At 41.1% G+C, this 21,481-nt stretch carries 19 protein-coding genes and 1 riboswitch; of the genes, 13 read left to right on the plus strand and 6 right to left on the minus strand.

Translation table 11 applies throughout. The features are described from left to right. Positions 1-62: 62 nt before the first annotated feature. The 6 genes from QNM18_RS16865 (at position 63) to QNM18_RS16890 (ending at position 6,304) form a co-directional block, all read left to right on the plus strand. Positions 63-914, plus strand: coding sequence for a MipA/OmpV family protein (locus QNM18_RS16865; RefSeq protein ID WP_284137877.1), 852 nt, complete (start codon positions 63-65; stop codon positions 912-914). A gap of 8 nt (positions 915-922) precedes the next feature. Then, positions 923-1,291, plus strand: a complete 369-nt coding sequence (locus QNM18_RS16870; RefSeq protein ID WP_211011788.1) for a DUF3019 domain-containing protein — start codon at positions 923-925, stop codon at positions 1,289-1,291. 10 nt (positions 1,292-1,301) lie between these two features. Continuing rightward, the gene (locus QNM18_RS16875) at positions 1,302-1,994 is read left to right on the plus strand and encodes a response regulator (protein ID WP_284137878.1); all 693 of its coding nucleotides are present in this window, start codon (positions 1,302-1,304) and stop codon (positions 1,992-1,994) included. Positions 1,995-2,130: 136 nt separating this feature from the next. After that, positions 2,131-3,279 carry an ATP-binding protein gene (locus QNM18_RS16880; protein ID WP_284137879.1) on the plus strand — a complete coding sequence of 383 codons (1,149 nt, stop codon included), beginning with the start codon at positions 2,131-2,133 and terminating at the stop codon, positions 3,277-3,279. 288 nt (positions 3,280-3,567) lie between these two features. Then, a riboswitch (cyclic di-GMP riboswitch) is annotated at positions 3,568-3,666 on the plus strand. 88 nt (positions 3,667-3,754) lie between these two features. After that, positions 3,755-5,986, plus strand: coding sequence for a DUF4955 domain-containing protein (locus QNM18_RS16885; RefSeq protein ID WP_284137880.1), 2,232 nt, complete (start codon positions 3,755-3,757; stop codon positions 5,984-5,986). Between the two features lie 147 nt (positions 5,987-6,133). Continuing rightward, a complete protein-coding gene (locus QNM18_RS16890) occupies positions 6,134-6,304 on the plus strand; it encodes a hypothetical protein (protein ID WP_211011784.1) in 171 nt (56 codons plus the stop codon). A gap of 182 nt (positions 6,305-6,486) precedes the next feature. Here QNM18_RS16890 and QNM18_RS16895 read toward each other — a convergent pair whose 3' ends face one another. Continuing rightward, on the minus strand, positions 6,487-8,250 hold the full coding sequence (locus tag QNM18_RS16895; RefSeq protein ID WP_284137881.1) for an ankyrin repeat domain-containing protein: 1,764 nt from the start codon (positions 8,248-8,250) through the stop codon (positions 6,487-6,489). Between the two features lie 422 nt (positions 8,251-8,672). Here QNM18_RS16895 and QNM18_RS16900 point away from each other — a divergent pair, with 422 nt between their 5' ends. Next, positions 8,673-9,056 (plus strand): hypothetical protein, encoded by a 384-nt coding sequence (locus QNM18_RS16900; RefSeq protein WP_284137882.1) that lies wholly within the window; start codon positions 8,673-8,675, stop codon positions 9,054-9,056. A 98-nt stretch (positions 9,057-9,154) separates the two neighbouring features. On the opposite strand, the gene QNM18_RS16905 is transcribed toward QNM18_RS16900, so the two are convergent. Then, the gene (locus tag QNM18_RS16905) at positions 9,155-9,604 is read right to left on the minus strand and encodes an Hsp20 family protein (protein WP_284137883.1); all 450 of its coding nucleotides are present in this window, start codon (positions 9,602-9,604) and stop codon (positions 9,155-9,157) included. A gap of 770 nt (positions 9,605-10,374) precedes the next feature. Between QNM18_RS16905 and QNM18_RS16910 the strand changes: the two genes are divergently transcribed. Further along, a complete protein-coding gene (locus tag QNM18_RS16910) occupies positions 10,375-11,082 on the plus strand; it encodes a TorF family putative porin (protein ID WP_284137884.1) in 708 nt (235 codons plus the stop codon). 60 nt (positions 11,083-11,142) lie between these two features. Here the strand turns inward: QNM18_RS16910 and QNM18_RS16915 are convergent, their stop codons facing one another. Both QNM18_RS16915 and QNM18_RS16920 read right to left on the minus strand, forming a co-directional pair. Continuing rightward, positions 11,143-11,868 carry a YebC/PmpR family DNA-binding transcriptional regulator gene (locus QNM18_RS16915; RefSeq protein ID WP_023400123.1) on the minus strand — a complete coding sequence of 242 codons (726 nt, stop codon included), beginning with the start codon at positions 11,866-11,868 and terminating at the stop codon, positions 11,143-11,145. A gap of 121 nt (positions 11,869-11,989) precedes the next feature. Then, on the minus strand, positions 11,990-12,595 hold the full coding sequence (locus tag QNM18_RS16920) for an HAD family hydrolase (protein ID WP_284137885.1): 606 nt from the start codon (positions 12,593-12,595) through the stop codon (positions 11,990-11,992). A gap of 388 nt (positions 12,596-12,983) precedes the next feature. On the opposite strand from QNM18_RS16920, the gene QNM18_RS16925 reads away from it, so the two are divergent. The 3 genes from QNM18_RS16925 (at position 12,984) to QNM18_RS16935 (ending at position 15,860) form a co-directional block, all read left to right on the plus strand. Then, on the plus strand, positions 12,984-13,871 hold the full coding sequence (locus tag QNM18_RS16925) for a LysR substrate-binding domain-containing protein (protein ID WP_211011777.1): 888 nt from the start codon (positions 12,984-12,986) through the stop codon (positions 13,869-13,871). Positions 13,872-13,951: 80 nt separating this feature from the next. Beyond that, on the plus strand, positions 13,952-14,554 hold the full coding sequence (locus QNM18_RS16930) for a hypothetical protein (RefSeq protein ID WP_211011776.1): 603 nt from the start codon (positions 13,952-13,954) through the stop codon (positions 14,552-14,554). A gap of 1 nt (position 14,555) precedes the next feature. Further along, complete coding sequence (locus QNM18_RS16935; protein WP_284137886.1) at positions 14,556-15,860, plus strand: S41 family peptidase; 1,305 nt, start codon at positions 14,556-14,558, stop codon at positions 15,858-15,860. Between the two features lie 174 nt (positions 15,861-16,034). Here QNM18_RS16935 and QNM18_RS16940 read toward each other — a convergent pair whose 3' ends face one another. Beyond that, positions 16,035-16,415 (minus strand): DoxX family protein, encoded by a 381-nt coding sequence (locus tag QNM18_RS16940; protein ID WP_284137887.1) that lies wholly within the window; start codon positions 16,413-16,415, stop codon positions 16,035-16,037. A 99-nt stretch (positions 16,416-16,514) separates the two neighbouring features. Between QNM18_RS16940 and QNM18_RS16945 the strand changes: the two genes are divergently transcribed. Further along, positions 16,515-17,399 (plus strand): LysR family transcriptional regulator, encoded by an 885-nt coding sequence (locus QNM18_RS16945; RefSeq protein WP_284137888.1) that lies wholly within the window; start codon positions 16,515-16,517, stop codon positions 17,397-17,399. A 290-nt stretch (positions 17,400-17,689) separates the two neighbouring features. Here QNM18_RS16945 and QNM18_RS16950 read toward each other — a convergent pair whose 3' ends face one another. Further along, complete coding sequence (locus tag QNM18_RS16950) at positions 17,690-20,485, minus strand: methyl-accepting chemotaxis protein (RefSeq protein ID WP_284137889.1); 2,796 nt, start codon at positions 20,483-20,485, stop codon at positions 17,690-17,692. A gap of 533 nt (positions 20,486-21,018) precedes the next feature. Here QNM18_RS16950 and QNM18_RS16955 point away from each other — a divergent pair. Further along, complete coding sequence (locus QNM18_RS16955) at positions 21,019-21,420, plus strand: hypothetical protein (protein ID WP_284137890.1); 402 nt, start codon at positions 21,019-21,021, stop codon at positions 21,418-21,420. Positions 21,421-21,481: the final 61 nt, after the last annotated feature.

The following is a 21,481-nucleotide window of genomic DNA, read 5'->3' on the forward strand; positions in this document are numbered from 1 at the left end:
CACGATATTTTTTTCATTTTTTCAATATATTAATTAGCAAATAACAAAGATAAGAAATTGCTATGTACTCTAATTTTAAATGGCTATCTTCTTGCCTTGCTGTGGTGAGTTTGGGCTGGTTGCCTACCGCTTACGGGACAACAGCTCCTAGCTTTTGGGATGGGTTTACCAATAAACGAGAAGCTGGTGGCTTTTTGTCATTAGGTTTTGGTGCGTCATACGGTGGTGGGCTACTTTCCAATATCGCGACTCGTCCATTGATAAATATCAATGGCAACTATTACTTCGAAAATGGGCTGTTTATTGAAGTCCCAGGCAGTGATAGTAAGTTTGAGCCTGACTGGGCTATGGGCTACAACCTATACAATACCAGTGAATGGGAATTTGATCTCATCTTCTCTTCTGCACATTCCCACATGACTTATTATGGATATTTTGAGGGCAATTATGACGATAGGGATTTGACCGGGTATATTGGTTTACGCGCAACGGGTGCACTTGGCCAATACCAAATACAATCCATTTTAGCGCCTAAAGCGGACAACAGCGAATACGATGGTGGTGCTTACGCTTCTCTTTGGGTTGCCAGATCTTGGCAAATTAAAAATTGGAACTATTACGCCTCAATCGGGTTTCAATATCGTAACAGTAATATGTTGAACTACTATTACGGCGTGCCTTATAAGTCTTCTCGGGTGGCACCATATGAGGCATCTGGTGGTGTGAATACATTACTTAAGTTCGGTTTTACTAAACCAATCAGTGAAAGCTGGGTGGTTGATGGTTCTATCGGTTTTACAGATTATGCAAGTAGTATAGATAAAAGCCCCTACTCTATTGATGCACTAAAATATGTATCTAACCGCAGTAAGCTAGGCCGCAATGTCAACATCACTCTGAGTTATGTGTTTTAGGGGGCGATGTGAACAAGTATCTTATTGGATTTTTATTTGCCCCGACGTTAACTCTTGCTGCGCCCAATAACCCCAACTTTATCGTTAAACCACAACAATGTGTTGCACTAGAGCAAGGCCAAGATTGCTTTATTGATGTTTCGGTCAATTGGCAAATAAGCGATGCAGACAATTTTTGTTTATTTGCCAATGAAAAACGGCTGCACTGCTGGCAGGGCACTAATCGAGGTCAGTGGAAAAGCGAACTGATTATGACCGATGATGTCGTTATCAGTTTGAAAAATAGCAGCGACAAGGTGATATTTAGCGACAAAGTTAAATACGCTTGGATCTATAAAAAGCGCAAAAGCAAAGCTGTTCGATGGCGAATGTTTTAAGGAATTTAGGATGAATGAGTGCAAGATTGCGTTGGTTGAGGATGATGTGGAATTGGCACAGTGGATAGCTGATTACCTCGAAGCAAAACAGTATCAGGTATCCGTATATCATGACGGGCTAGCAGGCCTCGAAGGTATAAAAAAAACACCGCCGGACTTGGTTATTTTGGATGGCATGTTACCTGGCATGGATGGATTAGATGTGTGCAAAGCGCTTCGGCAGTCAATGCAAATACCGATTTTGATGTTAACAGCCAGAGATGAGGAAGTTGACGAAATATTGGGTCTAGAGATGGGGGCCGATGACTACTTGACCAAGCCAGTAAGAGGCAGGTTGCTTGAGGCGAGAATGAGAACCCTATTGCGGCGCTCTGCTGTTTCGCAAACTGTGGCAAGTGAACGACTGGTGCTTGGTGCACTTGAAGTCGATTCTGACAATCGCCAAGTAACACTCAATGGCAACAATATCCAAGTCTCAAGTAATGAGTTTGATGTGCTTTGGGTACTGGCTAGTCGCGCTGGAAGTGTTGTGACACGACAGGATCTGGTGCAGGAATTACGCGGCTTTGAATACGATGGATTTGACCGTACTATCGACTTGCGTATATCTCGTTTGCGCAAGAAGCTGGGCGACACACAAGCACCTTACAAAATAGCGACTGTGTGGGGTAAAGGGTATCAATTAGCTAAAGATACTTGGTAAGTCGATAAATTAAAGGAACAAAAACAATATGTGGCGGTTTGTTGTTGCGCTCGTGAGTGTTTTATTGATTGCAAGTATCTTGTTAGGACAAATATTCGATAAATTATATTCGTCAGAGGATACGAGCGAGCCTTTTGTGAGCGAGCAATTATCACTCACCTTGCCGCTTTTAAAGCTAATGGCATCAGGTGAGATACCTGATTTTGACTCTGATTTCATTGAAGATGAGCATAACCAACGTAACGCCATATTGTACACGCGTGCAATGGACGAGTATCCGCTACCGGCTCTATTACAGGAGCAATTGAAAAGACAAGAGCCCGTTTATTTAGAGACGCAAGAGCACGTGATGGTTCACCTATTGACCAGTACGCATGATATATTAATTTACCAGTATGATAAACAAGTCGAAAAAGAAGATTATCGCCTGCCTTTAACGCTGTCTTTTTATCTACTTTTGGTCATTGTTATCGTCATTTTTTTAGCACCCTTTGTGAGACGTTTGATGCGATTAAGTACGGCTGCTTCCAAACTCGGAGAGGGCCAACTTGATGTCAGGTTACAGGTTGGTACGCTTTGGTACATCCGTGATATTGAATTATCGTTTAATCAAATGGCTAGTAAAATTAGTCTCTTAATGGATGATATTAAGTTGCTGGCAGGCGGGTTATCTCATGAGTTGAGGACCCCGTTAGCGCGGGTACGGATGGGGCTGGATACGCTCGTTGAAGCGCAAGATGAGCAGTTGCGAGCCAAGTATGAATCTCGGGTAAATCAGCAACTAGATGATATGGAAGGGTTACTCATACATATGCTTGATTTTGCTAGGCTGCAGCACAGCTTAGATGAAATAAAACCACACCGAGTGGATGTGACTCAGATGCTATCGAACTTAATCTCCAATACCTATCATGGATCTGTTGAACTTAACTTGCCATCGCAGAGTGTATGTATCAATGCCGATTTACGATATTTGAATATGGCTGTGTCAAACATCATTGATAATGCGATTAAATATGGGCATAGCAAGTGTACAGTCGCAGTATTGCATGAGAGTAACCATGTTGTGGTGAGTATAAGTGATGACGGTCTAGGGATTGAGGCAGAAAAAAGAGCGACTGTATTTAAGCCTTTTGTCAGACTGGATAGACAACAGTGCGCAGGCTTTGGGATCGGGTTAGCTTTTAGTGCCAAAATCATCTCTCGCTATCATGGCACTATCGCGGTAGATACTTGTCCTGAATTGGGAGGTGCACGATTTAAGCTCCGTTTTCCCATTGTATGAAGCCCATAAGCACAGGCGTAATTAATTGTAAGTAAGCAGTTTTAATATCCCAATAAGTTGTCTGAAAAAGGCCGCTGCTTTCACTCATTGCTTTTCTACGTAGGCAAGTGTCAGCAAATAAACATATATGATGTTGATGACAGTCCCTTTAAGTGGGAATAATCTATCTGTGTTAAAAGTTTAATAAATTATAATTCCTGATTGAACAACAGATTAGGATTTTAGCTCTAATTTATGTTTGACCTATTTGGAACCTTCCTATAAATTCCACCTGAATTTTATACAAACTGTAGTTACTGGCAAACTAGGTGAAAGCCTAGGACGCAAAGCTTCCGGTCTAAAGGCACTGTTTCTATATGCAGAGCACATGATAGCGGGGTTGCTTCATAGTTAGGAATACTATGAATATTCATTAGGGATGTGACTGCCAGATCTACTCAATACCACTACACAATGTAGTTATTTGAGGTTAGAGATGAAACACTTTTCCAATAAGCCCTTATTGTTAGCACTATGTGCTGCAACAAGCTGGCTACCATTTCAAAGTTATGCAAGCGATTTCTGGCATAGCTATTTAGACTCGAGGTCAACTCAGTCAGATCTAAGAGATCCACACAGCCAAGTGGCAGATGATCAGATCATTGCTAATTTCTCTTACGCTGGATATCAATTTTCGAATCAGTCAATTCCTCAAGTGAATGAACTGGGCTACCGTGTTTTTGACGTCACAGGTTTTGGTGCCGATGTCGCGCCTGGTCGTTCAGACAAACAAGCTGTGCGTGATGCAATTGCCGCCGCTGAGCAGCATATTGATCAAGGAGGTAAAGGTGCCGTCATTTATTTCCCCAACGGGACTTATGACCTCAACACTCTGTCCGACGTTGATGGTATTGATAAGTCCGATACTGCAAATGGTCGAATAAGTCGCGATAGTGCAACCATTAAAGTATCTCGCGGAAATATGGTATTACGTGGTGAGAGCAAGCAAAGTGTTTTAAAAATGGACCAGCATTTGGATTTGGTATACCCAAACAAAATGTGGACAAGTCCATACCTACTTGAAATTGGTTACAACTATTCAAATCGTGATCCTAAAGTAAAAGGTGTACGTGAAGCAGTGACCTCCCCAAGCGGCGAACGTTTTATTACCGATGTTATTTCTAGTCACCCGAGACAGTCTACGCGCTCAGTGCAGGTTCGTGATGCATCTTTACTTAAGGTTGGTCAGTGGGTTCAGTTGTCTCGTTTCGACCCTCGTCCTGAAACAATTGCAAAAGCGCTTTCCCCTTACAAGCTAGACGGCAACTGGGGCATGATCAAAAAAGGTCTTCGCTCACAGGAGTTTCATCAAATAACAGCCTTAGAAGGCAATATGGTTACGTTTGCGGCGGTGATCCACCATGATGTTTCAAGCGATGGCTACTGGGGGTTGAAAAAAGCGCCATTATTACAAAATATTGGTGTTGAAAACTTGACGATTCAAGGTAATTGGCAAGAAGCGTTCAAACACCATAAAAGCGGTGTACATGACGGCGGCTGGAGTGCTATTCGCTTCTCTAGAGTCGCCAATGCATGGTTAAGAGACGTTGAGTTCATCGACTTGAACCAAGGTGTATCTGTAGTAAATAGTGCGGCGATGACCATAAAAGACGTCGCATTTACCGGTAACCCGGGCCACATTAGTTTAGATATCAATGCCTCGACGCATGTACTTGCTCAAAATATTGATGACCAAGCTGAGCATTGGCATGCCGCTGGCTTTTCGCATAAAGCGGCTGGCAATGTAATTTCTGGCTCTACCCATTCGTCAAAACGTTTTCATAATTTGCATGCAAACATGCCCTACAGCAACCTGATAGAAAACAGCAAAGGCGGCTGGAATTATGGGTATATGGGCGGCTCAGTCGGCGCACAGCCTAACCACCTCAAGCATTTAGTATTTTGGAATGTGACCAATACAGCGCAAAATGAAGCGATTGATAAATGGGCATTTATGCGCCATGACAGCAAATATGGTCGAGTAATTATGCCCTATGTAGTCGGCCTAAAAGGTGCTGGATTCAATGGTTTTGAAAGCCAGCAAAGGTATGATGCAAGTCTTGCTGACCTGCCACAGGCCTATGTGCAACAGCAAACAGAGATTGAAAGCTTGTATGCAAGTCAGTTGCAGCAACGTCGCTGTGCGAAAAAAGTAACGGATGAAGGCCTAATTGGTGCATGGTCACTTCAAGGCAGTGTGTGTGACCTGTCTGGTCACGGCCAAGACGGCAAGGTTTTCGGTGAATATCAGGGCACGTTTAATGGTGTTGATCAGCGCGTTGAGCTTGGTGACATTGACCAATTCAGCAAGATTGAACTGGAGTTCAAATATCAAGACTTCAGCACGACCAAAACGGGTTTCATGTTATCTAAAGGCAATTACGGTACGCAAAACGCTTATTACATTCAGGTCAACAAAGAAGGCGTGATCAGTGCGCGTATTAATGGCAAAGGGGTCAATGCAGGCAATTTTGCTGATGGCAAATGGCACAAACTAGAAATGCAGTTAGATGGCAGCACTTTATCGTTGAGCATTGACGGTCAGTCAATGGGTAGCAAAAGCATTGTGCTACCAAATCAAAATGATGTGCCATTGAGCATAGGCTCTACGCCAAAGAACACATACCCGTTTAAAGGCCAAGTAAGAAACGTACGCGTATATCGTTAATTTTTAGGATGTTTATCTATCTACAAACAGGTTCTTTGTACACAAATAATCTGCGTACAAATAATCTGTGTTCAGATGATAGACATCTAATTTAGAGATTTATTGGTCAGCAAAGATAGCTGACAAGAAAGTAGTAAGGTATTTAACATGACAACAATCCCTCCCTATAAAAAATATGCACTTGTTGCATTGGCACTGGTTTTTGGTTGGTTCTCAAGCTTTATGATCAATGGTATCGAAGTGAACGAGACATCTATGTATTGCTTGAAGCTAAAAGATCAAGCGAATATGGATCTGTGCAGTAAAGAAGTACTGTAATTGAAGTTGCATGATGGTGAGTCAAAAGGGCTCACCATTTGTGCCATATGAGTTTAGCTATAATCAAATGCTTTAAAAGTGAAATCGGACGTTCAAAGATGGCTGAAAGTTAGGAAATATTCAGCTTAATAAAAGAAGCTCTCTTCATGAAACCAAAAAAGAGCCAAATACAACCTCGTTACCTAAAGTAAATTGGCAAGATATTTAATTCGAGAACGGTACTTTTCTTTCATACAGTTTTGCAATTTAACGCCCGAACCTGAGCACTCTGTTCGCAACGATTTAAGCCAAGTTCGCTGTAATGTTTTGATTTCGGGGTAGAGCTTAGAAGCTCTCACCTTTTTGTATAACAAGCCGAGTTGTCGGTCATACAGTGATAGCCCTTTACTATTACAAATTGCTTTCTCTTGTTTACTTCTCGCCAATTTACAGTCAAAACTGGCTTTGATAGGCGCTTTTGGTAAGCTTGTTAATTCCTCCCATGTTATGTCCAAGAGCTTATTTTTTTGGAAATAACTTTTTATCTCATTCCCTTTTGAGTCTTTTATATTAGTGTCGGCGCCTCTGCTTATAAGGGCCTGAATTAAAGGAATGCTGCCATTTTCTGCAGCGTATGTTAGGGCTGAGCGATTTAGAAGCTGAATTGAAGGATAGTGATCATTGGTATTAGTAACATCAGCTAAGCTTTCGCCTTGTGACAACAAGCGCATGACAGCATCATAGTCGTTAAAGTGTGCAGCCCACATTAAACTAGTTTTGTTGAACCAATTGCGTGGTATTGTGCCATCGTCTTCGTCCAAGGTGTAAGAATTGGGGGCTTCTTTGACTTTACCTACTTCGTTTTGAATATATGGATGAAGAAGGACTGTTTTTTCTAAAAAGTTGTAAATCGCTTGAGTTGCCATGCCTTTCGAGATTACTTCATCAACTTTAAATTTGTCGATGTAGTACTGTGATAGTACTAGTTTTGTGCCATCAATGTGATGACGGATAGCTTTGATCTCTCTGAAGCTCCAAGGGTCTATTTCTGCGAAACTTTCCAGTACAGCTTCGACTTTTCTGTTCTTTTCGCAGTTATTAATCTTATCGTTCGCCAAGCATTTGCCATTTTCAGCAACCTGTATCAGCCAAGGCTTATTGGTTGCTTCTTCAAATCCATCTTCAACATATTGATGTGGATTCCCCATCGTGCCATAGTACATCGGAATATGCGTGATTCCTTTTGTCATTAATGCTGAGTTGGCTGCTTTTACTAAAGCACTAAGCTGAGCTGAAGAGAATTCTGATTCTAAGCCAACTTGACAAACAACTTCAGGATTACCAGTTGTCACTTTAACTATTTGCTCATTGGTTACGGTATAGAAGTCTTTTTTAAATTTAAATACATTGGTCAGATTAGAACGGGACCTTGTTTCGAAGTTTGGAAAAATTAGCTTGGCCCCGGTTCCTTCAATCGGAATTTCTTCAGTATTGCTTGGTGTGCTTTTTAGGAGAGATGACAGTTTATTATCGTCAATCAACCAAACCCTATGGAATGGCCCGCGCCAACCGATGGTATTGGCTTGGAAAACTAGGGACTTACCTGATGAAGGCTTTATGCTACCTATTGCCGTAACATTTGTTGATACACCTCCCCACTTAAAGCTGTGATCAAAATCAGCTATAGGAAGCCACTCTAGCCACTTTACTTCTTCATGTGTGAATGGTTTTGAAAATTCAATGGGGATTACATCTGAGCCGTCCGAAGTATATGTGCTGCCGTCGCTATGTGAAGGAATTTCATCGGTATTGAATATAGGCTTCGCGCCAGCCGATAGTTTTAAGGTGTACGCCTCTTTGTAGATTTTACAGACTGGCTCTTTATTGACAGACATGGAGAGAGTGATTGCTGCATTACTAGGTGCTACGAAGAGTAATAAGAGTGCAGCTAAGAATTTTTGGCTCATTGATGTCCTTTGTTATTATTTCTTCAGGTAATTAGGGAGTATGTCTTCAATAAAAAATACCATTCAATATCAAATGAAAACACATAATTTAGGAAATTTTCGACTTTTTTATATAGTCTGCTTTGAACAAACTTAGCTAAAATGTTTAATTTAAAATGAGCGTACCTTACTCGCTCAGCACAACTTAAACAAACCTATTCCTCAAAACTATAGGTTCATGTATGAGTTGCTTTAGCGTATATTATTTATAATACGATGACGTTAATTTTCAGCCAGACTGCCATTCACTTCATATTTTTGCACTAAATACCAGTTACCTTATCAAGACCGTTACCTGCTCATAAACTCGCCTACACTTTGTTACAAGTTACTAAAAATCAATGTGCTAGATTAGGGGTACATTGATTGGTATCGAGGTAAGTGTGAAAAACAGTAGGTATTTGATAAGTTTGATTGCCCTAATAGGACTATCTGGCTGCATAGTTGCGCCCAAAAAGACAATGCACTTTGATGAGCATTGTGATTTTGTCAGAGAAAAAACAGAAATTGACGTACAGATCTTTGGCGACGATCCTGCTAATCGCAGTCCCATTGTTCCTGGAGATCTCTTTATTCCCGTTGCGGTTGCTGCGACAACTGCGGCGTTTTCATCGGCTGTTTATATTTACGACAATGCACAAGATTCTATAGCGTACAAGCAAAATTGTAAGGATACTCAGCACTCAAATAGGCATGGAGCAATTAAAACTGAACCTGAAGATACATGCAGTGGCAACGAATTGTGTGAAATAGAAAGAACGAAGTAGCTAGTCTACTGGTTTGTAAAGGGGGTTTACATATACAGAAAAAGCCGCATAAAGCGACTTTATCAGGGATAATCAAATAGGTTTTTTTGGGGTAAAGCTTAACTGGCGTTTTCGATCAGCTTGCCTTTACCTATTTCAATCTTTCTTGGTTTTAAGGCTTCCGGTACTTCTCGCTCTAGGCTGACTACCAGCAAACCATTTTCTAATTCTGCGCCAATCACTCTAACGTGGTCACCGAGCTGAAAGCTTTGTTCAAAATTGCGCTCAGCAATACCTTGGTGAATAAATTTGCGTTGAGTTTGGTCTTCTTTATTGGCTTTTTGACCTTGAATTCTTAGCGTGTTGTTCTCTGATTCTATATGCAGTTCATCTTCGCTAAAGCCGGCAACAGCCATTGTAATTTGATATTTGTCTTGGTCCAGCGCCTCGATGTTATATGGAGGGTAGCTAGTTTGTTTGCCATTATGTGCAGCTCGGTCCATCAGTGACGCTAAGTGGTCAAAGCCAATGAATGAACGGTATAGTGGAGTAAGATCTACGTTTCTCATAATAATATCCTCTTAGAGCGATAAGGTTTGTTCACCTTTCAATTGAACCGATAAACAAACGTAATAAATAATATTTTGTATTGGTTGGGACCCTGTCGGCGTCCTCACAATACTATCTATGGACGGGGCAATTTGTTTTCAAGGAAAAATCTAAAAAAAAATTAAAAACGCCGTTTTTAAGGCCTTTCAGGTAGGTTTTATCCTTTCTCCCATAAGCAAATAAACAATGTTCCCTTTGCCTATAACCAAACTTGTGGCCGACTCGGCTTGGCAAAAAGTTACGGCGGGCGTGGGACATATGTATAAGTGCTATTGCGATATGAATGCAGTTCATACACTGAACACTTTTGACGTTAAATTTTTATTTATAGTGTGTGAGATTAAAAATGGAGTGTATTTATAAGTGTAAATATCAAAATAGTATATTTGCTAAACAAACTTTGTAATGTTTGGTAATTAGGTACTATTGAAATAGAGCTAATATTAAGATTAAATTAGCAAAAATAACATGTTACCTACTAAAATGATGCTTTTTTACGAGTTGTTTTTTACTCGTTGATTACGTCATTAAAGCACAAATGTCGTTTCTGCTTATTGTGGTAATGGTAATTTTAGCTGTTTAAATATTAATTTACTGATCTTGTCTTGGAGTATTCGCTTGTTTAACCAGTGAGTTACACTAAACTTGGTGCATATGAAGTATCTAGATAGCGCATTTTTACTTTTAAACTAACAAGGTTCGGGGTTTGATTAACTTCGAAATAAAAATTATGAAAAAAAATCTGCGACTCACATTGTGTACGCTGTCTGTATTGTTTGCCTCTAATTCAGTTATTGCAGGTGATTGGTCTTCAACCATCACTGGTGCTTCCGATTATACATTCAATGGTATCAGCCAAACGGATAACGATTTTGCGCTACAGGCTAGCTTAGACTACAGCAATTCAAAGACGAATTGGTATGCAGGTTCATGGGCTTCAAACGTCGACTTTAGCGATGGTACAGACACGGAAGTTGATGTCTACTTTGGGCGTACCTTCTCATTGACTGACGCTGTGAGCCTAGATGTCGGCATCGCATATTATAGCTATTATGGCGGTGACGACTCCAGCGATTTAAATTACCCAGAAGCTTACACTAAGTTTGGATTTGACAATGCGCTGGGCACGACTGAATTTAACTTTTGGTACAGCTGGGACTACGCTGGTCAAGATGAAAAACACACCATTACTACGTTATCACACACTTTTGAGGTTGCTGAAAACCACGATATTTTAGTAAGTTATACTGTTTCTAATTATGTGGGCGGGGACGTAAAATGGGACGAGACAAATAGCTCCTACCATCATTATGAAATCGCTTATTCAACCAGCTTATCGGGCTTCGATTTGTCGATTGCGGCTGAGGATACATCAATAGACTCAGACACTTCTGATGAGCGCATCGCGTTTTCAGTATCTCGTACCTTTGACTTATAATTTCTAGACGTAAAAAAGCCGGGAAGTTACCCGGCTTATATATAAATATTTTATGGTCGTTTATTTTTTAACGATTGCGTTGTGATAAACGTTTTGCACGTCGTCACAATCTTCTAGCATACCCATAAACTTTTCGAAGTTAGCAATGTCATCTTCGTTTTCGATTTCAACGTGAGTTTGTGGGATCCAAGTGATTTCATCAACTTCAAAAGTGATGCCATCAAATGCTTCTGTTAGAGCTGTTTTTGCTTTGAAGTACTCAGTGTTTGGTGCAAATACTGATACTTTCCCATCTTCAACTTCAACGTCTGTCACGTCAACATCTGCCATCATTAAGGCTTCAAGTACAGCCTCGTCGTCGTCACCTGCAAAGCCTAAAATGGCGAAGTGATCAAACATGTGGGCTACACAGCCTGGGCTTCCAATTTTTGAGTCTGTTTTAGTGAACGGAAGACGCACATCTTTGATTGTACGGTTAGGGTTATCAGTTAAGCAGTCAACGATAACCATACAGTTACCTGGACCATAACCTTCATAACGTGCCGGTGAGTAGTCTTCACCAGCACCACCAGCAGCTTTTTCGACTGCTTTTTCAATAACGTGTGCTGGAACTTGATCTTTCTTTGCTTTTTCGATCAAACGACGAAGGGATAGATTTGTTTCAGGATCTGCGCCACCGTTTTTAGCAACTACATAGATCTCTTTACCGTACTTAGAGTTTACCTTAGTTTTTGCCGCTGCCGTTTTTGCCATGGCGTTTTTGCGGACTTCAAATGCTCTACCCATCTTAATTCTCGTTATTTGAAATTCAATTGCACAAGATTCTAACAAGACTCGACGCTTTGGGCTATACCCTAATGGGTCTCAGTCCATATGAAAGGCTTGATTATCGGTGCAAATCACAATCTTAGGCGAGTTGATGCTGGAATTTGAGATTTTTTTGCTCTATCAGCATCAGTAGTGTTTCCCAATTGTTGAACGTGATGTCTGCTTTTGAAGAATATTCCGGCGTCGCATTGGGGATATAAAGGCAGGATATCATCTGCGCATTATGTGCAGCTTCAATATCGTACAGGTAATCGCCAACATACATACAGGCTGTACTTGGCAGGCCCCATTTTTGAGCAATCATATTCAATGCTGTAGGGTCTGGTTTCGCTGGCGCATCGTCGCGGGTTAAAATGATATCTATAGGCAGGTTGCACCGCGCTAATTTTGTTTGTGCTGCTTTGGCAAAGTTACGTGTCACGATGGCCATAGGAAACCCTCTATGATGCAACTGCTCAACGGCCTGCGCCGCACCGGGAATAAACTCCGCTTGATGCGCATCTTGCATTTCGTGTTGATGAATAAGCGCCATTGCTTCTTCACGCATGTAGGGTGAGGGCAGTGTATCGACGAATTCCAACAAGTCATTTTCTCTAGGGCAACCCAGCTGCGCTTTCATCATGGCGAAGTCTAGGTTGGAGGTGACTAATGTGCCATCCAAGTCAAAAATAATTCCTTTAATCATGCGTTTCTTACCTCGTATTCCGTAGCAAGACACTCTGCCTGCTTTAAACATAGAGTACGTCAATTGAGGTTGCAAAGATCACAGCAAAAAATTATCCAGTTGATCATAGTGGACCGACCAAAAAGTCACATGAATCATTTGTGACTGTACCTAATTTTACAGCTAACATAATTTAAAGTTATTTTATTTGTGGTTGCATAAGTGCTCTAATTGGAGTGATTTACCTATTTTACTTAACCATATTGATATCAAGTTAGTTTTTAATTCTGAACTTTTTGCTGTTTTTTCCATTGTTTTTGTTGCTTTTTATAGTGGGGTATAAAAATTATGTGTTATAAATTTGTCTATTACGAACGATAAATACTAAACATATATATAAGTTAAGGTTATGTATAAAGAGTTGCTAAATATATCTGGATTTCGCATGATAGAAGCGGCGGCAAGGCTACAAAGTTATAGCAAAGCAGCCGAGGAATTAAATGTGACACAAGCTGCTGTGAGCCAACAAATTCGTAAAATTGAAGCGCAGATTGGTTGCAAACTGTTTTACCGTCAAGGTCGCTGTATGCAGCTAACTTATCAAGGCGCTGTTTTAACCGAAGCGATACAGAACGGCTTTGAATTAATTGTAGAGGGCCTGAAAAAGATCCAATATGAGCCATTGCCAGGTAAGTTGACCATCACAACAACACAATCTTTTGCGTCATTAGTATTGGTGCCTAGAATGTGGAAGTTCTCATCTGCATATCCTGATATTGATCTACGCATTGTGACTTCAAAGGAAGTAGAAGATTTACGCCAAGGTGAGATAGACATCGCGATTCGCTATGGCTACAGTGAATATCCTGATTATCACTGTGAGGTTTTAATCAACGACCCTATTGTTCCTCTATGTTCTCCCGCTGTTGCTGACGTGCTCGATCCAAGCCGCCCTGCCAGCTTAAAGCAAAGTTGGCTAATTGATTATTCTGGTATCTCTTATTGGCCTAAGTGGTTTGAGCATATTGGTATTGATCCAGACATTAGCGCCTGCCAAGTACTACAAGTGAATAATATTGATGTTGCAATGAGCGCTGTACTTGCAGGTCACGGAGTGTGTCTGGGCTCAGCAAAACAAGCAGCGCACTATATAAATGAAGGTATGCTGGTACAGCCCTATGAGTTCGGGCTGATGCCGGGCACTCAGTATCGACTGATGTATGACCCTCAGTCTCCACGCTTAAAGCGTATTGAGCTGTTTAGTCAGTGGCTTCATAAGGAATTGGAATCTTTATGATTTATCTTAAAATTGATACTTGTAGCTGCTAAAGTACCAAATGTAAGATGGAAATATAACAACTATAAAAGATGTAAAAAATGGCGTATTTGATCACAACGGTTATTTTGATTGCGTGTTGCTCGGTTTTTTTCATTCCTAAATTTAAACAGTTTACAAAGAATAACGAGCTTGCAAGTAATTTTGTACTTACGCTGGTGGCAACGCTTGTTGGTGTTTTGTTGGCGATTGCCATAAGCAATTACGATGAAGATGAAAGGGAACGTCGTGACCTAATTAAACTGCTTTATGCGGCTAAGGCTGTTGCATCTGAAAGTCTTGATTATAGTCATGCGGTAATGGATTATTATAAGAGTAATGAAGCGGGTGAGGAAACAAAAGAATCAAAGGCTCGTTTCTTCAAAAATAACCCATTGCCCTACCCCGATTACCTAGATGCATTGATGTCGCAACAGCTATTCATTAAAAATCTCTCGCAAGAATCTTTGACGGAGTTGAGTGAATCACTGATTGTCATGAAACGAGCAAAAATCTATAGGCCAAGATTGTTTATCTCCAATTTGACGTTTGCTCTTTATGTTTTAGATCAGGAAAGACTCTTTCAAGAAGGAAAAATATCGATGATGGAATTGGAGCGGCGTTTAAGCGAGAAAGAGAGACAGCTAGAAGAAGGAAAAAACTAAATTGAACATTCTGTTTTCTAACAAGGGAGCTTGCGCTAAAGCCAGTGTATTTTTTATCTCATTGATGTCCAGCTGCGGGGCATTTTCACAGGCGACTACGCAGGACTTGTCGCCAGTAGCGATCGACGAAGACATAACCTCATTTATTTCATTGCTAAATGAGCGCTATGCTTATTTCGATAAGAAGCAAGTTGATAAAGAGCTGTTCAATGCCTGTTTGCAAAAAGATACTAATAAGATAAAAACACGCAATGATTTGTCGAGGAAGCTTAACCATTGTTTTGAGTTTTTCTATGATCAACATAGTGAAATAAGACCTAGACCTCGTGACTATTACCTACCGATGCCCACCGCATTGACAATGTGGGCTGAGCTACGTAACGGCAAAGCAATTATCACCTCACTACCGCATACTGGTTATGCGCATAAAGTGGGGTTTAGGCCGGGTATGATCATAGAGAAAATAGACAACAAGCCGGTTCTTGAAGCTGTCAGACAAGCCAATGTATCAGGTCAAAAAGCGGCTCAAACCTGGGTTCTCAATCGATTGTTAACGGGAACAAGGGAGCAGCAGATCTCTGTTGATGTGAACTGGCAAGGGCGTTTGCAAACGTTGACAATAGACACTGGGCAGGTTGTTGCGGGCATTTTGAAGGAAAAGCCACTATTAACCAGTAAGCTAATAGGCGAGTTTGCGTATATCAGACTTGAAAACAGTTTGGGCAACAATGCATTGATCGGCGCTTTTGATGAGGCAATATCACAGTACAAACAATCAGCCGGTTTGATATTGGACTTGCGCAATACACCCAGTGGTGGGAATAGCGATGTTGCTAGAGGCATAATGAGCAGGTTTATCGCGCAGCGACTCCCCTATCAAGAGCATGAATTGATTGCTGTAGAACGCCAATATGGCGTTAAAAGGCGTTGGCAAGAGTTTGTCTATCCAAGAGGTGACTTTACTTATGGCAAGCCTTTGGTGGTTTTGAGTAATCGCTGGACTGGTAGTATGGGGGAAGGGTTAACGATTGGGCTTCATGGTATGAACCGTGCCACAGTGATAGGGACTCAGATGGCTCAGTTACTAGGTGCTATTTCCGGACATACATTACCCAATTCAAAGCTTGATGTGGTGATCCCGGTTGAAAAGCTATTTCATGTCGATGGCAGTGCAAGAGAGCTGTTTTTGCCTGACATTCAAATAGATCATGTTAAGAACGCGGAAAATGCAGATCTTGCTTTGAAAGCGGCGATAACCTACCTGAATAAATTTGCAAGTGCCAGTGATAAATTCCAATCCGAGTAACGGAACAAGGCATCAAAGTGAAATCTGGATGAGAAAAGCTGCTTGTTTAATTAATCTGATTTGTTAGCAAGCAAACTCCTTTATATAGAGCGCAATTGTGCGCTCTTTTTCAATGTATAGAAGCCTGCCTCCTATCTATTATCCCATAGTTGGTCATGAGTAAACGTCATCGTTTCAATTGCTACTGAGAAATTGTGACAGCAGAGTTTGGTTGGATATAACTAATGCAGAAGATAGCAACAAAGTTACCATTGCTGGAATAGCATCTTTCAGTGTATCGAATTTTAAGTGGAAAAAAATCGCGCCAACTGACGCTAAAGTAATACATAGAGCGCCAATGCAATTTAATATTGCATGTTCGTATGCCAACGAACCTAACAATGATAGTGCAGCCGTCAGTTCGATAATACCAACCAAAAACATATGTATACGAGTTAACCCATACTTTCGAAAGAAAGCCTGCTGTGTTTCAAATATGTACTTCTGCCAGCCTAATATTTTAATTGAACTTGCAAAGGTGAAAAAAACGCCAAGAACAGCAGTAATATACGTCATGTAAAACTCCCAATAAATTTTTCAATGGCATTTAAGCATTCCTTAATAGCCAGATAAATGTTAGTTTTGCGATATCTGATATTCCAACTTGGAATGGTAATGGACAAGTTAGCGTGTATAAAAGTGTTTCGGCACGTCGCTCGGTTAGAGAGTTTTACGGCTACAGCAATCGAACTCAATACGACACAAGGAGCCGTGAGTAAAAAGATAGCTTGGTTGGAAGGGGATTTAGGTTTTACTCTATTTCATAGGAACTCACGTAAGATTAGTTTAACAAGTGCTGGTAAACAGTACCTTGGCTTTTGCCACGAACTTATTGAGAAAATGACCCTGACTGAGCAATTGATTAACAAACAGCTAAGCCTTGCTGTAGGTACACTTAAGATATCAGCCCCGTCAGCATTTGCTACTAAGCGACTAGCGGTTCCTATACGAAAATTCTTGATAACAAACCCTGAAGTGAAAATAGATATTTCAGTCGACGACAAGCATGTAGACTTATATCGTGACGATATTGATATCGCTATTCGAGCCTCTTACCTCAAGGATTCAGGGCTAAAAGCCAAAAAGCTGCTGGATCACGACGTTTGCTATTTTGCATCGCCCGACTATCTAAAAAATAATGGTACTCCTGTTGTTCCCGAAGAGTTATCAAAGCACACTTGCCTAACTTATTCTTTAAGTACTACCTCAAATGTTTGGCAAATAAATAAAAAGAAATTCGTGGTACGAGAGTTGGTTACTAGCGATAGTCCAGAAATGTTAGTGAAAATGGCGATATTGGGATGTGGTATAGCCGCTATGCCGAAATGGATGGTTCAAGAGTCCTTTAAAATGAATCAGTTGACAGAATTGTTCGCAGACCATCAAAAAAGTTCTCTACCAATGTACGCAGTGTATAAAAATTCAGACTATTTACCTTATAGAATTAGAGCGTTTGTCGACTTTATCGCCAGCTACTTTGAATCTGAATTAGCGAATTAGCTTTTATTAGTTCCACAGGTGTAATAGTGTGAGTAACCTCTTTTTGTCGGGATTAATCTTAAGAAATAATCTATTGCCATAGAAGTTAAGTGGTTTTAACTTATCCAAAATGGTTTTTCAGATATTAATTAACTATCGCTGTTCCTGTGATTTTCATAGGTGGCAGCCCAATGCTCCAGTGTGGATTTTAACTGAAATGGGCGCGAGTGCTCTATTTAAAACCACCGCTTGTTAAGTATTGATATAAAAACATTATTACCTAACAAGCTGTTGTGATTTTCATACGTGTTTCAATTCCCTACACCAAGCCGCAGCATTCCCACAGCCTCTGGCGCTGGGAGCAACTCTTGCTGAGTTGTCGCTTGTGTTTTAAAGCTAGCGACTTGTTGCAACAAGTTTTGAGCTTGTTGCCTCATAACTTGGCTTGAATGCGTGGATTGTTCGACTAAATGCATATTTTTCTGCGTTTCGTTATCCATTTGCGCAATCGTAGATGACACTGCAGCGACGCCCTCTGATTGCTCTTGACTGGCCTCGGTTATTTCAGTGATCATCACATTGACTTCTTTAACCACTTGGATCAGCTGCTCAAAAGTATCCCCTGATGCCGATACCAGCTGGCTACCTTTAGATACCGCTTGAGAGCTATCTTGTATAAGGCCTTTAATTTCTTTGGCTGCGGATGCACTGCGCTGCGCAAGATTACGGACTTCACTGGCGACCACCGCAAACCCTCTACCAGCCTCTCCTGCTCTGGCCGCTTCTACAGAGGCATTGAGTGCTAATAGGTTAGTTTGAAAAGCAATCTCATCAATAACTCCAATGATATCTGAGATGCTTTTACTGCACGCTTCTATCTCATTCATCGCTGCAACTGCATCTGAAACAGTACTGCCGCCCTGCTGGGCTTTGACCATAACTTCATCGGCGTGATCAGACACATCTTTGGCGCTTTTGGCGTTTTGCTGCACGGTCACGGTTAGCTCTTCCATGGTAGAAGCTGTTTCTTCGATGCTTGCGCCTTGGTTTTCAGTACGTTTGTTCAATTCTTCGTTACTATTGGCAATACTCTGTGCGCCTTGGTATACGCTATTTGAAGCTTCAGTGATTTCTTGCACCATGCTATTTAAATTATTCATGAGGGCGTTCATAGCGTTTTTTAAAATATTAAACTCAGTGCCTAAATCTTCCTCTATGGTATGCATTAACTCACCCTCAGCTAGCGCCATGATGGCGTGTTTGATACTCGAAATCGCGCGCTTTCTAGCTGTGATATCCGTAGCGTATTTTACCACCTTAAAGGGGTTGCCTTCGGCATCAAAAATGGGGTTATAGGATGCTTGGATCCAGATAGCCTGACCATTTTTATCAATACGTTTGTACTCGCCACTATCAAATTGTCCAAGGCGCAGGCGCTGCCAAAAATCTTGATACTCCTGGCTGCGTGCATATTCGGCCTCGGCAAATATTTTGTGATGCTTACCTTTTATCTCTGCTAGGGAGTATCCAGTTGTTGCAAGAAAATTCTCGTTAGCATCAAGGATAGTGCCGTCTAAATTGAACTCAATCACCGCTTGTGACTTGTGAATTGCAGCCAACTGCCCTGCAAAATCGGCACTTTGTAACTTTTGCGCAGTAATATCCGTCGCAAATTTAACAACTTTGAAGGGCTTGCCATTAGAGTCAAATATGGGGTTGTAAGTCGCCTGTATCCAGATTTTTTTGCCATTTTTACCAACTCTTTGGTACTCACCTGAGTCAAATTTTCCCTGGTTGAGTTGTTGCCAAAACTGTTTATATGCCTGACTGTTGGCGTAGTCTGGATCAGCAAACATGCTATGGTGTTGGCCTTGAATTTCGTCCAGTGTGTAGCCAGTCGTTTTTAAGAAGTTTTCATTGGCATTGATTATGGTGCCGTCCATGTTAAATTCAATCACTGCCTGTGATTTGCCAATGGCTTGCAATTGTCCTTCATAGTTGGCGGCTTGAAGCTTTTGCTCCGTGATATCAGACGCGTATTTAACCACCTTAAATGGGCGGCCATTTAAATCTAATATCGGGTTGTAAGATGCCTGAATCCAAATTTCTTTTCCGTGCTTAGCTTTGCGTAAGTACTCCCCTGCGGAGTATCGCCCGGCATTTAATTCAGCCCAAAAATTCGCATATTCGGCACTTGCAGCATACTCTGGATCTGCAAACATACTGTGATGCCGGCCTTTTATTTCATCTAGCGTATACCCCATGGCCGATAAAAAGTTTTCATTGGCATAGATGATAGTGCCATCCATATTGAACTCGATAACAGCTTGGGACTTTCTGATGGCTTCAAGCTGACCTTGATAATCCGACGCTTGCAATTTAGTTTGTGTTATATCTGAAGCGTACTTTACTACTTTGTATGGGCGACCATTAGTATCAAAAATGGGGTTATAGGATGCGTGGATCCAAACTTCCCTCCCGCCTTTGGCGAGCCTTTTATATTCTCCTGTACTAAATTGACCTTGATTCAACGCTTGCCAAAATAACTGATACTCCTCACTTTTGGCGTACTCAGGTTCTGCAAACATACTGTGGTGCTGCCCGACTATTTCTGACAGTGTGTATCCCATTGCTTGTAGGAAGTTGTCATTGGCATGAACGATTGTACCGTCCATATTAAACTCGATGACAGCTTGTGATTTACTAATGGCCTCAATTTGGCCTAAATGTTCAATGTTGGTGCGCTTATAGTCAGTCACATTGTGCAGCAGCAATAGCGTGAGTTTATTGTGAGTTTGCTGATCAAATGTGCTGTGTACAGAGACGCGAAACCAAAATACGGAATTGTGTTGATATTGGACTTGCAGCTCTTGATCTGGCTGAGCAATATGGTTATCTAAATCAAGCTTTGTCTTTATAATTCGACTGTAATGTTGACCGATTAAATCGGCTTGCTTACAGCCAAGTTCTGTCAAAAAATGCTCACTGACTTGCGTAATTTTCCCCTCGTCATTGAGCTCTAATACAGATTGTTTTTCAAAAAAGACGTTAAGTTTGGCTTCTAAAGATTGTAATTTTTGACGCTCTGTCCTTGATGAAAATAACATAGTCCACCTAGTTGATAATCGTTACTATTAGTCAGAAATATAGTAGAAAAATGTATAAGTGCCACTTGAGTACATGTTCGATATAAGATAAACAGACGCGTTTTTTAAAAAGAAGGAGGTGGCAAGGGTAAGAGTCATGCATAGCGTAAAAAAAAGCGCGCCATGGGCGCGCCAAAAGTCTTATTAAGACAGGGAAATCAACATGTTAAATAACTGCATTAGACATATCTACTAAAGTCGAAGGTGTGTATATGCGCTTACTCAACAGGGAAAAGTATATCTATAGCTACTGTTGCAATCATGACCTAGGGTGCAAATGGCTGTGCAAGCTTGTTACTCTTTGTAAAAGAGTTTTCGTATAGCACTATTTCGAGTACAAAAATAAATCGAAGCTGAACCAACAAACGAGTGGCATAGAAAAAGAACTAACCAATAAGTTTAAAGGTTCATCGGTATTATCTAGCTACTCAGGCTAAATTAACTTAGGTAACAGAGATAAGAGGGTAATAGGCTGGCAAAGCCAAGGGGTTGAAATGAAATCTCTTTGTTTAATTATGGTCGTTGTTTTGTCTGGGTGTACCCACACAAACTATACGCAGTTGAGCCTTGCCGAGCGGTTGGTGGGCATTTGGCATTATTCTGATCGTAGTACGAGTCACCATGATAGAAAAACATGTTTATTTAAAGAGTCTGGAAAGATTGAGTGCGATGTTGAGCAAAGCGGTTTTGCAAACGGGTTTGGCGACGCGCATTTTCACAAAACAACAGGCAGTTGGCGCATACACGTAACTCAGTTGACGGTGATAGAGGCGCCCACCTATGCACCAGATAAGGTGCATAGGTGGACAGTGAACGTCGACAAGTTGACCCAAAATCAAATGATATTGTCGAATGAGCGAGCGTATCGAGAAGTGTGGCAAAAAGTGACAGACTAACGGCTCAGATGTTAGGTGCTGCAAAACGGTACACACTAGTATCGCAATTATCCCATAAATA

It is taken from the genome of Pseudoalteromonas obscura (assembly GCF_030135505.1).
In the GTDB taxonomy this organism is placed as follows: domain Bacteria; phylum Pseudomonadota; class Gammaproteobacteria; order Enterobacterales; family Alteromonadaceae; genus Pseudoalteromonas; species Pseudoalteromonas obscura.

Bases quoted from the DNA above. Each gene is read 5' to 3' on its own strand.
- QNM18_RS16950 (WP_284137889.1), bottom strand. From the start codon at position 20,485: ATGTTATTTTCATCAAGGACAGAGCGTCAAAAATTACAATCTTTAGAA.
- QNM18_RS16865 (WP_284137877.1), top strand. From the start codon at position 63: ATGTACTCTAATTTTAAATGGCTATCTTCTTGCCTTGCTGTGGTGAGT.
- QNM18_RS16895 (WP_284137881.1), bottom strand. From the start codon at position 8,250: ATGAGCCAAAAATTCTTAGCTGCACTCTTATTACTCTTCGTAGCACCT.
- QNM18_RS16915 (WP_023400123.1), bottom strand. From the start codon at position 11,868: ATGGGTAGAGCATTTGAAGTCCGCAAAAACGCCATGGCAAAAACGGCA.
- QNM18_RS16885 (WP_284137880.1), top strand. From the start codon at position 3,755: ATGAAACACTTTTCCAATAAGCCCTTATTGTTAGCACTATGTGCTGCA.
- QNM18_RS16955 (WP_284137890.1), top strand. From the start codon at position 21,019: ATGAAATCTCTTTGTTTAATTATGGTCGTTGTTTTGTCTGGGTGTACC.
- QNM18_RS16875 (WP_284137878.1), top strand. From the start codon at position 1,302: ATGAATGAGTGCAAGATTGCGTTGGTTGAGGATGATGTGGAATTGGCA.
- QNM18_RS16925 (WP_211011777.1), top strand. From the start codon at position 12,984: ATGTATAAAGAGTTGCTAAATATATCTGGATTTCGCATGATAGAAGCG.
- QNM18_RS16890 (WP_211011784.1), top strand. From the start codon at position 6,134: ATGACAACAATCCCTCCCTATAAAAAATATGCACTTGTTGCATTGGCA.
- QNM18_RS16905 (WP_284137883.1), bottom strand. From the start codon at position 9,604: ATGAGAAACGTAGATCTTACTCCACTATACCGTTCATTCATTGGCTTT.
- QNM18_RS16940 (WP_284137887.1), bottom strand. From the start codon at position 16,415: ATGACGTATATTACTGCTGTTCTTGGCGTTTTTTTCACCTTTGCAAGT.
- QNM18_RS16920 (WP_284137885.1), bottom strand. From the start codon at position 12,595: ATGATTAAAGGAATTATTTTTGACTTGGATGGCACATTAGTCACCTCC.
- QNM18_RS16930 (WP_211011776.1), top strand. From the start codon at position 13,952: ATGGCGTATTTGATCACAACGGTTATTTTGATTGCGTGTTGCTCGGTT.
- QNM18_RS16945 (WP_284137888.1), top strand. From the start codon at position 16,515: ATGGACAAGTTAGCGTGTATAAAAGTGTTTCGGCACGTCGCTCGGTTA.
- QNM18_RS16910 (WP_284137884.1), top strand. From the start codon at position 10,375: ATGAAAAAAAATCTGCGACTCACATTGTGTACGCTGTCTGTATTGTTT.